Annotated in this window: 14 protein-coding genes; 1 reads left to right on the top strand and 13 read right to left on the bottom strand. The window is 34.8% G+C overall.

The features are described from left to right. Positions 1 to 1,726: Cna B-type domain-containing protein (locus JHK64_RS05755; protein ID WP_199568050.1), on the bottom strand; the 1,726-nt coding region annotated here is incomplete at its 3' end. Between the two features lie 380 nt (positions 1,727 to 2,106). On the opposite strand from JHK64_RS05755, the gene yaaA reads away from it, so the two are divergent. Beyond that, positions 2,107 to 2,835 (top strand): peroxide stress protein YaaA, encoded by a 729-nt coding sequence (gene yaaA, locus JHK64_RS05750; protein ID WP_199568049.1) that lies wholly within the window; start codon positions 2,107 to 2,109, stop codon positions 2,833 to 2,835. An 82-nt stretch (positions 2,836 to 2,917) separates the two neighbouring features. On the opposite strand, the gene nrdG is transcribed toward yaaA, so the two are convergent. From nrdG to recA, 12 genes are all read right to left on the bottom strand, one after another. Continuing rightward, complete coding sequence (gene nrdG / locus JHK64_RS05745) at positions 2,918 to 3,517, bottom strand: anaerobic ribonucleoside-triphosphate reductase activating protein (protein WP_199568048.1); 600 nt, start codon at positions 3,515 to 3,517, stop codon at positions 2,918 to 2,920. A gap of 1 nt (position 3,518) precedes the next feature. Then, positions 3,519 to 4,022 (bottom strand): GNAT family N-acetyltransferase, encoded by a 504-nt coding sequence (locus tag JHK64_RS05740; RefSeq protein ID WP_199568047.1) that lies wholly within the window; start codon positions 4,020 to 4,022, stop codon positions 3,519 to 3,521. A gap of 8 nt (positions 4,023 to 4,030) precedes the next feature. Continuing rightward, positions 4,031 to 4,963 (bottom strand): Gfo/Idh/MocA family protein, encoded by a 933-nt coding sequence (locus JHK64_RS05735; RefSeq protein ID WP_199568046.1) that lies wholly within the window; start codon positions 4,961 to 4,963, stop codon positions 4,031 to 4,033. 13 nt (positions 4,964 to 4,976) lie between these two features. Then, positions 4,977 to 5,120 (bottom strand): hypothetical protein, encoded by a 144-nt coding sequence (locus JHK64_RS05730; RefSeq protein WP_199568045.1) that lies wholly within the window; start codon positions 5,118 to 5,120, stop codon positions 4,977 to 4,979. Positions 5,121 to 5,175: 55 nt separating this feature from the next. After that, positions 5,176 to 7,341: an anaerobic ribonucleoside-triphosphate reductase gene (nrdD, locus tag JHK64_RS05725; protein ID WP_199568044.1), complete on the bottom strand. Its 2,166-nt coding sequence runs from the start codon at positions 7,339 to 7,341 to the stop codon at positions 5,176 to 5,178. A gap of 132 nt (positions 7,342 to 7,473) precedes the next feature. After that, positions 7,474 to 9,102: a glycosyltransferase family protein gene (locus tag JHK64_RS05720; protein WP_199568043.1), complete on the bottom strand. Its 1,629-nt coding sequence runs from the start codon at positions 9,100 to 9,102 to the stop codon at positions 7,474 to 7,476. A 136-nt stretch (positions 9,103 to 9,238) separates the two neighbouring features. Further along, positions 9,239 to 9,538 (bottom strand): DUF1292 domain-containing protein, encoded by a 300-nt coding sequence (locus JHK64_RS05715; protein WP_199568042.1) that lies wholly within the window; start codon positions 9,536 to 9,538, stop codon positions 9,239 to 9,241. A 25-nt stretch (positions 9,539 to 9,563) separates the two neighbouring features. Continuing rightward, positions 9,564 to 9,983: a Holliday junction resolvase RuvX gene (ruvX, locus tag JHK64_RS05710; protein WP_199568041.1), complete on the bottom strand. Its 420-nt coding sequence runs from the start codon at positions 9,981 to 9,983 to the stop codon at positions 9,564 to 9,566. Beyond that, a complete protein-coding gene (locus JHK64_RS05705; RefSeq protein WP_199568040.1) occupies positions 9,980 to 10,249 on the bottom strand; it encodes an IreB family regulatory phosphoprotein in 270 nt (89 codons plus the stop codon). Before JHK64_RS05705 ends, ruvX begins: the two co-directional genes overlap by 4 nt. Before the next feature lie 121 nt (positions 10,250 to 10,370). After that, positions 10,371 to 11,015 (bottom strand): hypothetical protein, encoded by a 645-nt coding sequence (locus JHK64_RS05700; RefSeq protein ID WP_199568039.1) that lies wholly within the window; start codon positions 11,013 to 11,015, stop codon positions 10,371 to 10,373. A gap of 213 nt (positions 11,016 to 11,228) precedes the next feature. After that, complete coding sequence (gene spx, locus JHK64_RS05695; RefSeq protein WP_199568038.1) at positions 11,229 to 11,627, bottom strand: transcriptional regulator Spx; 399 nt, start codon at positions 11,625 to 11,627, stop codon at positions 11,229 to 11,231. A gap of 80 nt (positions 11,628 to 11,707) precedes the next feature. Continuing rightward, on the bottom strand, positions 11,708 to 12,844 hold the full coding sequence (recA, locus tag JHK64_RS05690) for a recombinase RecA (RefSeq protein WP_199568037.1): 1,137 nt from the start codon (positions 12,842 to 12,844) through the stop codon (positions 11,708 to 11,710). Between the last annotated feature and the right edge of the window lie 25 nt (positions 12,845 to 12,869).

The following is a 12,869-nucleotide window of genomic DNA, read 5'->3' as shown; positions in this document are numbered from 1 at the left end:
TTTTTTGACCAGCTTTAAATTCTGGAAGATCTGTAAATTCATATGCCCAGTTAGTTGCTTCTGTTACTGTCGCTTTTTGTCCAGTTGGCTGACCATCTGCCAAGAGGTTAACAATGACTTCTGTTGGGCGTTTACCATCTTGGTTATTCGCATCATCCCAGATTTTTTTACCTGAGATATTTACAGTGCTTGGTGTGTGGGTATTGGTAATATCATAACCAGAAACAACAGCAACATATTCTGGAACAGCTTCTTCAGCCACAGAATATTGAATTGGTGTCCCTTGTGCATCTCTTGTATCAAGATCATCAAAGGTATAAGCCCAACCTTGTGCTTCATCTGTTGTGACCGTTTTTCCTGTATCAACACCATTAGCTAATAATTTAACAACGATTTGTGTAGGACGTTTACCGTCTTGGTTGTTGTTATCATTCCATGTTTTTTGACCACTGATAGAAGTCTTAGCTAATTTGTTAGTAACAGTCATCATAGCAACTTTACTACCATCAAAATCATTTGGTGTGATTTCAATATCATCAGTTAAAAGTTCATAACCTGCTGGAGCAGTTACTTCTCTAAGGATATAATCTGTTTTTAGAAGACCACCAACTGTTGCATTACCATCCGCCCCAGTTGTCAAAGTACCTACAACTTGATCATTTGCTTTACGAATAACATTAAAGACAGCACCTTGAAGAGGTGTTCCATCTTCAGAAACTTTATGAACACCAACAGTGTAGACATAACCTTCAGCACTACCACCAGCTTCTAAATAGCGATAAGCAGCTCTAGTTGTAACTGTGTCGTGCTGTTCCGCATCTAATTGGGCAACATTTTCAAAAATCTCTCCATCTGTTGGAACATAGGAAATATCTGCTTGATAATCTATTTTAAAATTATCCGTGGCTTCAATATCACCAAGTTCAACTGAAAACGATTGTTGGGGATCATTAAATGTGATGTTATAGTTTTGTGTCACATCTTGTTGACCAGTTAGTTGCCAATCGCCTTGAACAAAATTCCACTCACCTTTATAGATACGTAATGAATCTTTTTTGTATGATACTCCAGGATTTTGTAGAGTGTCTGTGATTACAACTTTCTTTAATTCTTCCTTAGTACGATTAATAGAAATAGAATAATTAGTTCGTTGAGGATTACCGTTCTCTGCCCAACTTGATTTTTGTAATAAATACGCAGTTGGTGCCCCGACACCTTCATAGTGAATTGTTCCAGCATTAAATGTTTTTGTTCCAACTTTAACATTAATATCAAAAGTTTGTTCAGTATCAATTACAGTAAAATCAACACGTACATAGAAAAAAAGTTTTCCAGTAATATTTGAGTGAGTTTCTACATAATCGGTATAGGTCAAAACCACTTGTTTAGTATCAGGATGGATAACAGCATTAGCCACTAAATTACCATCTGCATCCTTCACTTCAAATGCTGTTGTTTGTGGAAAGGTTAATTCAGGTGGTAATTGTATTGTAGTAGTGTCACCTGCTACGACGGTATTATCGGGTAGTGCAAAATCTGCATTGATTCGAAAGTTAGTCCATTGTTCAATAGGATCTGGTAATGGTCCTCCCGATTCACTTGTTAGCGACATACTTGTAATAACATTATCATGATCAGCAGCATCTACATGAGTCCCCCTGATAAATGAAAAAGTTGTTACCACTAGAGCCATTAAGGCAAAAACTTTCAATAGTTTTGTCTTCATTGTTTTTCCTTTCTTTCTATCTTATACACATTAAAAATAGTTAGTAACAAAATGATATTATTTACTTTTTTTAAAATATTATAAAATACACTAATTGTTTTTATGAGTCCATTTCCATTCTAATACTTTTTTAAAGAAATGACAATACATTTATGAGATTATTTAGAACATTGTACCTTTTAATCTTATAATATTATTTTTACGCTTATTATATCGTAAGTATTGCCAATACAAAAAAGGAAAAGAAAGACTTTGTTTATTTTTTATTATTAAATATTAAATTTATATTTCAAAAATTTTATGTTATCACCCATTAAAAAATGGAGTACTTGACTTTTATCCGGAATAGCCTAGAATAGAAAAAGAATAAGGAGGCTATCATGAAATTTTTAATCCCAACTGCAAAAGAGATGTCAAAACAACTAGATAAGGTTGCTCCTAATCCGTTCAATCCAAAAACAACTGCTATCCTCACAGAATTGGCAAAAATGGGACCAGAAGAACTAGCTCATTTTTATAAAATAAAGCCAGAAGCCGCCCAAAAAGAATGGGACAGAATTCAAACTATTCAAAACAAGGAGGCTAATTATTACCCCGCCATTTTTCTCTTTAATGGTTTGATGTATCGCTATATCAATCGTCTTGAATTTTCTCCTTGCGAACTTAAGCGTGTGAATACCGATGTTTTAATTACCTCTTCCTTATACGGCGTTATCCCAGCACTGACACCAATTGCCCCTCATCGTCTTGATTTCTCACAAAAACTCATAATTGATGGAAAATCTCTCAAACAGTATTGGCAAAAAGATTTTGATGCTAGTTTTAACACTGAAGACATTTTTATCTCTCTATTATCAAGTGAATTTGAAGATATATTCTCCAAACCCATCCGAGAACAGTTGATTAAAGTGGTCTTCATGGAAGCTAAAAAAGGACAATTAAAAACGCACTCTACCATCTCTAAAAAAGGGCGTGGTGCCTTTTTAGCAGCAGCCATTAAACAAGAAGCTAGAGAACTTTCAGACCTTAAAAAACTGACCTTTGATGGTTTTTCATATCACGAAGACTTATCGAAACCTAACAAGCTCACTTTTGTTAAAGAAATATAAAAAAGGCTAGGACAACAAGTCCTAGCCTTTAAATGTTTGTAATGTTCTTTCAAAAAATATTAAATTGAGTACTAACCTCTTTTTATATTAAATGATCTCTGGACACTTGTTCATAGGTGGCTTTACCATCATTGAGTTTTTCCCAAATTACGACTGAATTGGTGGCCAAGGATTTTTTGACATCAATGATGCGTTGGTTAGAAGACCCTCTAAATTGGAGCATTAAATTTTTCTTGGTGATGTCAAAACGACCATCAACTAAAATATCAACATAACTTAGTAATTCCAATTTATCAGGTGTTTCAAGCATCATTTCTTCCCATGTATAGCCTGTCCAAGACCAAATATCTTTTTCAGGCAACTCTTTTTTGATTCGTTTGACCAAAGGTAATAAAATACCTGTATTCAAGAAGGGCTCCCCTCCCAACAAAGTAAGACCTTGCACATAAGGTTGAGCCAAATCAGCCATAATCTGTTCTTCTAGTTCTTTTGTGTAGGGCACACCATTTCGAAAATTCCAAGTGGCTTGATTGTAGCATCCTTTACAATGAAAGAGACAACCGCTCACATAAAGTGAATTTCGCACGCCCTCACCATCTACAAAATTAAAAGCTTTATAATCAGAAATATAACCTTGACTATAATCTTCGCTCTTCCATTCTTTAGGTTTAGGATTATTCATCTTATCCCTCCAAATCAATCCAATAACGTTCTACATTGTCACGTGTGTCTTCATAACGCCCACCACAGGCCAAAATTGTTTTTCGACTAGCAAGATTATCCTTATGACAAGTCAATAAAACCGATTTAATGTTTTTTTCTTTGGCTAACTGCAAACCTTGTCTCAGTTGCTCTTTAGCGTAACCCTTGCCACGCTCAGTTGGTCTAATACTATAACCAATATGACCACCTTTTTGTAACAAAACATCATTCAACCGAAGGCGTAGATTTAAAAAGCCTAGCGCTCTATTATTAGCATCAAAAGACACTAACTGAATAGAAGGCACAAAGTGACTAGGAATATTAATTCCCATTTCATATTCGCAATTTTGTTGCAACCAATCATTATAGGAAAACTCACGAGGATTCCAAAAGCCACCGTCATGCTGGCTGTTATGGTCTTCAAATTCAGTAATCATCTCTAAAATAGTCGCTTCATCATCAAATCTTGGTCTTCTTAATAGCATGATATCTCCTATTTTGGCAACTGTAGTGATAATTCGCCCCAATCTTTTTGAGTGTCTACTAGCTGTTGACAAAGGTAGTGACTCAACAAACTCGACTCGGGAGAAACTGGATTGAGACCTGTTTTAACAGCATCGATAAATGCTAAAACAATGGATTCAAATCCTCTTTTATATAAAGTTCTATCCCAAGCACCATAATTTTTCTTCGTTTGACTACTTTCTTCATAAATAGTTAAATCAGACAAATCCTCAACGTGAAGAGTCTTTTTGGGCAATTGAATTTCAACGATTTCTCGTCTTGAACCAGACTGCAAATTCATGCCTACAATAACAGTTTCTGTGTTTGAAACTAGAGTTACTGTCACTTGACTTAGTAGGCCATCGGTTTTGTGATAATGAAACCAGCTTTGTTTAGGAGGATTATCCATAAGAAAAAGAGCCGTGTCTAATGGATGGATAAAGAAGTCGAAGAATTTAAACACCAAGTCTCCTGGGCGATTAATATCATTTTTTTCAACATAAATCTTTGTCTTATTGGTCTCTTCTTTTAAAGCAGCCACTCGTGGTGCAAATCGGCGATTAAAACCAACCATCAAGAAAGTCTGATGAACTCTAGCTAAATCGTAAAGAGCCTTGGTTTCTTCATAATTTTGTGTGACAGGTTTGTCCACATAAACTGGTATACCACGGCTTAGAAACAAGGCAACAATATCATGATGAGAAACAGTTGCCGTGTGAACAAAGACGCCATCCAAGGTAGCATCAGCAAGCTCTTCTAGTGATGAATATGTGTGGACATGTGAAAATAAATGTGCTGTCTGACTTAAAACCTCTTGATTTCTAGTGAATAGATGCCATTCAATCTCAGCCAACTGACGCATATAGGGCAAATAAGCTTTTTGAGCAATGGACCCTAAACCAACAATCCCTATTTTAAGCATACCTAACCTCCGACTAATCTTTTTTAATCTTTTTCCCTAAAAAACATTCTTTTAAAGCATTGACACGCGCCTTTTGATCACCTTTCGTACGAGAATGTTTCTCGTGGAAACGCTCCACCTGCTTTTGCCCCTTGTAATCCAGTTGATATTTTCCCATTAGTTTCTCTTTTCTGTCAAAATAGGTTGCTAAATAGCAACCTATTTATTATTTTTTAGTTTAGCTTGATTGTTGAACCATTCATGTGTTTCACACGTGAAGCAATTTCTTTATGGCGACCATTAACCATTGGTCTTGCTTGTGGATTTCCTAGATAACCACAAGTACGTTTCACCACATCTACTGTTTTTGGATCGGTGTTACCACAATTAGGGCATTTAAAACCACGTTCGGTTGGTTCAAAATCACCTTCAAAACCACATTCATAACAACGATCAATCGGTGTGTTAGTTCCTAAGTAACCAACACGATCATAAGCATAGTCCCAAACAGCCTCTAAAGCTTTAGGATTTTGTTGTAAAACAGGATACTCACAATAATGGATGAAACCACCACTTGCACCAGTTTCTGGATAGATTTTTTCAAAATCTAATTTTTCAAATGGTGAAGGGTTTTTACGAACATCATAATGGAAGCTATTAGTATAGTATTCTTTGTCTGTAATATTTTCAACAATACCAAATTTTTCAGTATCTAGACGACAAAAACGGTCTGTCAAGCTTTCTGATGGTGTTGAGTAAACTGAGAAATGATAACCAAACTCATCTGACCAGTCTTCACAAAGACTCTTCATTTGATGAATGATATCAATCGTAAAGTCTTTCGCTGCTGGATTCGTTTCCCACTCACCGCCATAAAAGACTGTTGCCACTTCATATAAGCCGATATAACCTAGAGAAATAGTGGCACGACGATTCTTAAAGAGGTCATCAACGTTGCCATCTTTAGGAAGACGTTTTCCAAAAGCACCATATTGATATAAAATAGGAGCATTTGCTGGTGTTGCTTCTTTAACGCGTTCTACACGATAAACAAGTGCGTCTTTAGCAATTGACATACGTTCGCTAAAGATATCCCAGAATTTTTCAATATCACCTTGAGATTCTAGGGCAATACGAGGAAGGTTAACTGTAACAACACCGAGATTCATACGACCAGATGTGACATCATTGCCATTTTCATCTTTCCATCCTTGAAGGAAACTACGACATCCCATAGGAACTTTAAATGAACCTGTTAACTCAACGATCTTATCATAAGATAACATATCTGGATACATGCGTTTTGTAGCACATTCAAGAGCTAATTGCTTAATGTCATAGTTTGGAGAATCAGGATCTAGGTTAAGACCACGTTTAACAGTGAAAATCAATTTAGGGAAGATTGCTGTGCGTTTTTCTTTCCCAAGCCCTTCAATACGAATTTTTAAAATAGCTTTTTGAATTTCACGCTCAAACCATCCTTCTCCTAAACCAAAACCAAGAGAAGTAAAGGGTGTTTGACCATTTGAAGTGAAAAGGGTATTGATTTCATACTCAAGACTTTGCATGGCATCATAGATGTCTTTCAAGGTTTTTTCACGAACATAGTCTTCTCTTTTATCTTCATCCAACCATTTTTTAGCATCCTTCATATGCTTGTCATAATTTAGTTTAGCATAAGGTGCTAAAACTTCATCAATACGATCAGCAGAACAGCCACCATATTGACTAGAAGCAACATTAGCAATGATTTGTGAGATTTGAGCAGTTGCTGTTTGAATCGATTTTGGACTTTCAACATCAGCGTTTCCAATTCTAAAACCTGTCTTTAACATGCCTTCAAAATCAATCAAACAACAGTTGGTCATTGGTGTATAAGGGCTATAATCCAAATCATGGAAATGAATATCACCTTTTTGATGAGCGTTTGCCACATGTGGTGGTAACATTTTAAGACCAATGGATTTCCCAACAATACCAGCGGTTAAATCGCGTTGGGTATTAAAGACATTACTATCTTTGTTAGCGTTTTCATTGACCACACTTTGATCCTTGTTGATTAATTTATCAATCGTATAATTAATGTCTGTTGCTTTAGAGCGGTCAAAATCACGCTGCGTTCGGTAGTTGATATAAGCTTTTGCAATCGCATATTCGTTTGCTTCTAACAGTTGGTGTTCCACAATGTTTTGAATTTCATAGATTTTAACGTCTTTATTAAAGCGTTCAAAAATTTCTGTCACAACATTCTCAGTAACTTCTTTTAGCTTTTCTTCTACAAATGGTGTTAGTGGTGTTACTTGATTGCTGGCTTTTAAAATGGCTTGAAAAATCTTATCTGGTTCAAAAGCCACCTTTCTACCATCACGCTTAATAACTGTAATGAGTGATTTGACCATTTCCTTGTCCTCTTTCCTAAATCTTAGTACAAGAAATATTATAGCATAAGCAAAATAAAAATCAATCGTTTATTGGCAAAAAAATCAATATATTGTGTCTTTTTTTAAAACTAGACACAATATATTGATTTATCAAGGGTTTAACTGATACACAGTCAAATGGTCAATATTTTCAAAAGAAATTGGTTGGTAGTGATTGTCAAGCGTATTTTTTACCAATGGAGGAAGTTCCAGATTGTTATTTAACACGACATAGCGCGCTTTATTTTGTAACATCTCGTCTTCTAATCTCTTTTGGTTTACAGAATCAGAAGTATTGATAAGAGGAAGACTCAGATGAGAACTTGACTGACGTCGACTATCTTGATAGATAGTAGCAACAGTGTCCCAAACATAAATTGAATCATTGTCTGCAGTGTTTGTTGCAATATAAGTGGCAATCATTTCTCTTTCTTGATGAAGGGGCGCATCGATAAGATATTGGTACACCGGTAGACCAAGACCATACCCCATCACCAAAATTGGAACAAGTAAATGTCTTAACATGAAGTCACCAAAACCTTTGATTTCACTATCTTTTGGTAGGTGTTGACGATGACGAAATTGTCCGGATTCTTCAATATTTACTCCATCAGAACGATGGTTTAAAAAAAGAATTGTTAGTATGAGACCAAATGGAACCATTGGTAAAACATGATAGGCTTCAAAACTTTTTGTCAGAACTGTTATAATAAAATACAGAAGAACTGATAAAAAGAATACCCATTTGATAGCATGATCTTTGGTTCCTTTCCCAAGTAATAATGGAAAAACCAAAACACCTAATAGTAGTCCTGAACCTAAGGTCACAACAAGATAAAAACCAAAACTATAAAGTAGTGTCTCTAAACTATTAGTAATAGAAGTTACTGGATAGATAAGAGTTTGTTGTAGATAAGGAACAATAATTTGCATATTAAAGGCGACAAAGCCTACTGAATAAAAAACAAGAAGTAAACCAAAGATTAGACACAATAATTGGTAAAATCCCCTGGCAAAATAATGGTGAGCTAAATTATAAATACTTAAAACAACCAGAGCAACCAAACCAAACAATAGGGCTCTTGAGTCAAATAAAATAGCAAAGGCACATAAAATACCATAAAGGATAAAGCCCTCATCTTTGGCTTGTCCCTTAAAATAGTTTAATAAAAACCACATGGCCGGTAAAAAGAATAAAAAGGAGAATTGAATGGGATAAAGACCACCAAAACCTAAAGTAACATTTAAAAAATAAAAAATAGAACTAACAGAAAGGGCAAGTCCCCTCTTTTGACTCAATGAAAAAATTATTTTATACAGATAAATACCTGAAACATAGAAAGATAGTATTTGGAAAAGTAAAATCCAAAGGTTACTTCCCACTAGATAAGTGAAAGAAATTGTCAAGTAATACAAAAATCCTCCGGTTGCAAAAAGGTCTGTATATGGTAGCTGGCCTTGTGTTATCATGAAACCAGTGTATAGGTTTTGAGTTTGAATCCCGTTAGCAAAATCTGAAAAAAAAGGAATAACAATACTAAACAAAGATATGATTAGACTAAAAACCAGTAAATAAAAATGATGAAAAAACGGCATTCTCACATTTGGGGTTTTCATCCTTGGTTTTTTGGTTGGCGTTTTTTTTGTTCTTCTACTAAGATGAGTTTCTTGATTGATCTCCTCTAAGGTAGACAAATCTGAAAACTCCTCATGATAACTTTCTAATGGGCTTGAAGACATTTATATACTCTTTCCTTCCTGAACATTCTTATTACTTAAGTATAGCAAAAACTTTTGATTAGTCAATTTCTTATTGCTATGTAAAAAGCGCCTTGAAATTTGTCAAGGCGCTTTTATAAGACTAGTATCGTCTCTGTTATTCTTCCATGAAAGTATTAAAGACTTCTTCAATCATATCCCATTCTGCTTCAGAATCAGCTGGAATTGGTTCTAGTTCCCCTTCTGTACCGTCTTCATTTTCAGTGAAGGCATAGGCTTGTATTTCAACTTCACCGTCTTCATCTTCTTCTGCACCAGCAGGAACTAATAAGACATAATTTTTACCGAATTCTTCAGTGCCATCAATGGTTAGAAGAATTTCAAACAAAGTTTCATTACCTTGTTCATCAACTAGTGTAATAACATCATGTTCTTGGTGGTTATGTGTTTCTGTCATGTTTTTCCCCTTTAATATGGATTAATCAATAGATACGGTCTAAATAATTTTGCAAAATTAGCTGGGCAGCCAATTTATCAATAACTTTTTTACGTTTGTTTCTACTTATATCTCCCTGTTCGACAAGCATCCTTTCTGCTTCTACTGTTGATAAGCGCTCATCTTGATAGATAATAGGTAAACCAAACAGTTCTTCAAGACGCTTCCCATAAGATTGACTAGCTTCCACTCGAGGGCCGCTAGTATTGTTCATGTTTTTAGGAAGACCAATCACAAATTTTTCTACGTGGTATTCTTTCACCAATTCACTCAAACGATCAAAACCAAACTCTTCTTTTTCTTCATTGATTTTAATGATTTCTAAACCCTGAGCAGTAAAACCAAGTGGATCACTAATCGCCACACCGACTGTTTTAGATCCAACATCTAATCCCATTATTCTCATTTGATATCAATACCATTTCCTTTGAGATAATAACGAACCAATTCTTCTGCTATCTCATCTCTTTCATACTTACGAATTTGATTTCTAGCATTGTTATAACGAGGAATATAAGCAGGGTCACCACTTAATACATACCCAACAATTTGATTGATGGGATTGTAGCCTTTTTCCTCGAGAGAACGATAAACCGATGTCAATGTTTCGCTAATCTCTTTCTTGTTGCTATCATCCAAATTAAAGCGAACAGTTTCGTCTGTAAAGCCCATGCTCACACCTTCTTTCGTTATTAAGTATTATGTTTTATTATACTATATTTCACATTATTAAACAAGAATAAAACACTTGTTAAACACTCATGAACTTAATAAATACCTGTACTATAATATATCATTTCAAGCGACTATTTGTTGCATCTGGGGCTAAAATTTGTGCTAACTGGTCTTCTGTAATTTCTATTGCTCCAAATGACTTTATAAAAATAGAATAGTCCTCTGAAGTCATCTGTCTAATTTCTCTATAGTCCCAAACAGGAAAAGCTCTCATAGCACTCGATGCTGCATAAGAATCCATATTAACATAAACATAGAAAGCAGTATAGTACCTTTCAACGATTACTTCCATCTTAGCACCTTCATGTTTTTGGCTTTCTTGCATTAGTTCATGAGTTTCAATTTCTTCTTTTAGTTTTCTTCTATCTTCTTCTAACTGTTGTTCACTTCTCATAGCATAGTAATCCTGTTCTTCTTTAGGATAGGCTTCAGCATAGATAATGAGATAAGCTTCGTGAATTTTTATTTTATCACCTTCAAAAGTAATTTTTTCAACTATCGTTGCATCATAACCTTCATATTCTGTATCATACTTAAAGATAGTTGACCCCACCTTTGGTATTTCAGTGGTTTCTGTTGTTTCTGTTGTTTCTGTTGTTTGAGTTTGCGTTTGGACCTGAGGCTTTTCTTTTTGTGAACAAGAACCTAATAGTAATGCAATACTGATTATAATAATAAACCAAATTTTTCTTTTTTTAAACATATTGTTCCTAACTTGTTAATCTTAACTAATTTAATAAATTTATTCTTTAAATCATCTCATAATTATGTGATATTATCAACACTTATAACTGATAATTACCGATTAATATTATTTTAAAGTCTAATTGATATAAAAAATCCATTCTTATATAGAATAAGAATGGATTTTTTATAAAATTCATTTATTTGTAGTAAGAATATTCCTTTACTTAAACTATAATGCAGCGCGTAACCGTGCTTGCTCGTTTTCGATATTACGAATAGAGCGAGGAAGAAAAGCTCTAATATCGTCTTCTTTATAACCAACTTGAAGACGTTTATCATCAATCAAGATAGGACTTTTTAGTATTCTTGGATTGGCTTGAATCACTTTAATCACCTCATTGATACTCAAGTCATCAATATTAAAATTGAGGGCTTTGGCGTATCTATTTTTAGCGGAGATAATACTTTCAACACCATCTTCAGTTTTTGATAGAATTGCTAAAATTTCTTCTTTAGTTAAAGGCTCTTTCCCTAAATTTTGTTCTTTATAGGGTAATTTGTGGGCATTTAGCCACGTTTTTGCCTTTTTACAACTTGTACAACTTGAAATCGTATAAATTTTGATCATGTCTATTCTCGCTTTCTACCACATGATACTAACATTGTATCACAAAAGACTCTAATTGAAAGTCGGTCTTTAGACTGATTTTATTCTTCTATCTCAATACTATCAAACTCTAAGGCAATATCCTCATTTACTTCTTCTTTACTTTCTGATACTTCCTCTTTAGGGGTATCATCTTCGATCAAACCAAATTTAATTCGTACTTTACGATCAATTTCATCAAATACTTCTGGATTATCAGCAAGATATTTCTTAGCATTTTCTGATCCTTGACCAATTTTAACACCTTCGTAAGAATACCAAGCACCAGCTTTTTGGATGATATCAAGTTCACTAGCGATTTTAACCAACTCACCAGTTCGTGAAATGCCTTCACCATACATGATTTCAACAAGAGCCACTTGAAATGGTGGCGCAACCTTGTTTTTAACCACTTTAATTTTAGTTTCCTTACCAATATTACTATCTTTTTGGTCTCCAGATCCTTTAATTTGTGTATTCCCTCTCACATCTAAACGAATAGAAGAATAAAATTTAAGAGCACGACCACCAGGAGTTGTTTCAGGATTACCAAACATAACACCTACTTTTTCACGTAACTGGTTGATGAAGATAGCAATCGTTTTTGTTTTATTGATTGATGCTGATAATTTTCTCATGGCTTGACTCATCATACGAGCTTGTAAACCAACATGACTATCACCAATATCACCATCAATTTCTGCACGTGGAACTAATGCTGCAACCGAGTCGATAACAACGATATCAACGGCTCCTGAATCAATCAATTTTCCAGCAATTTCTAGCCCTTGTTCACCAGAATCTGGTTGTGACAAAAGAAGTTCGTCAATATTAACCCCTAAGGCTTGGGCGTATGCTGGATCAAGAGCATGCTCAGCATCAATAAAGGCTGCAATCCCACCATCTTTTTGCGCTTGCGCAACAGCATGTAGAGCAACAGTTGTTTTCCCTGAACTTTCTGGTCCAAAAATTTCTACAATTCTGCCTTTAGGATAGCCACCAACACCAAGAGCAATATCTAGTGCTAAACTTCCTGAGCTCATAATTTGAACTTTTTGTTCAGCACGTTCGCCAAGGCGCATTACTGCTCCTTTACCAAAATCTTTTTCAATATCTTTTAGGGCATTGTTAAGCGCTTTTTGTCTTTCATCACCAAATTTTTTAGTAATTTCTTCTGTTTTCTTTGATTTTTTTGCCATTGATTTCTCCTATTTTCTATACTTG

Origin of the sequence: Streptococcus zalophi, from assembly GCF_016481285.1 — a bacterium.
Taxonomy (GTDB): Bacteria; Bacillota; Bacilli; order Lactobacillales; family Streptococcaceae; genus Streptococcus; species Streptococcus zalophi.
Note: the sequence above shows the minus strand (reverse complement) of the source record. Positions and strands in the feature narration are given on the sequence as shown.

What these genes read in the sequence shown, in the direction of transcription:
- yaaA (WP_199568049.1), top strand. Translation starts at nt 2,107, where the DNA reads ATGAAATTTTTAATCCCAACTGCAAAAGAGATGTCAAAACAACTAGAT.
- nrdG (WP_199568048.1), bottom strand. Translation starts at nt 3,517, where the DNA reads ATGAATAATCCTAAACCTAAAGAATGGAAGAGCGAAGATTATAGTCAA.
- JHK64_RS05740 (WP_199568047.1), bottom strand. Translation starts at nt 4,022, where the DNA reads ATGCTATTAAGAAGACCAAGATTTGATGATGAAGCGACTATTTTAGAG.
- JHK64_RS05735 (WP_199568046.1), bottom strand. Translation starts at nt 4,963, where the DNA reads ATGCTTAAAATAGGGATTGTTGGTTTAGGGTCCATTGCTCAAAAAGCT.
- JHK64_RS05730 (WP_199568045.1), bottom strand. Translation starts at nt 5,120, where the DNA reads ATGGGAAAATATCAACTGGATTACAAGGGGCAAAAGCAGGTGGAGCGT.
- nrdD (WP_199568044.1), bottom strand. Translation starts at nt 7,341, where the DNA reads ATGGTCAAATCACTCATTACAGTTATTAAGCGTGATGGTAGAAAGGTG.
- JHK64_RS05720 (WP_199568043.1), bottom strand. Translation starts at nt 9,102, where the DNA reads ATGTCTTCAAGCCCATTAGAAAGTTATCATGAGGAGTTTTCAGATTTG.
- JHK64_RS05715 (WP_199568042.1), bottom strand. Translation starts at nt 9,538, where the DNA reads ATGACAGAAACACATAACCACCAAGAACATGATGTTATTACACTAGTT.
- ruvX (WP_199568041.1), bottom strand. Translation starts at nt 9,983, where the DNA reads ATGAGAATAATGGGATTAGATGTTGGATCTAAAACAGTCGGTGTGGCG.
- JHK64_RS05705 (WP_199568040.1), bottom strand. Translation starts at nt 10,249, where the DNA reads ATGGGCTTTACAGACGAAACTGTTCGCTTTAATTTGGATGATAGCAAC.
- JHK64_RS05700 (WP_199568039.1), bottom strand. Translation starts at nt 11,015, where the DNA reads ATGTTTAAAAAAAGAAAAATTTGGTTTATTATTATAATCAGTATTGCA.
- spx (WP_199568038.1), bottom strand. Translation starts at nt 11,627, where the DNA reads ATGATCAAAATTTATACGATTTCAAGTTGTACAAGTTGTAAAAAGGCA.
- recA (WP_199568037.1), bottom strand. Translation starts at nt 12,844, where the DNA reads ATGGCAAAAAAATCAAAGAAAACAGAAGAAATTACTAAAAAATTTGGT.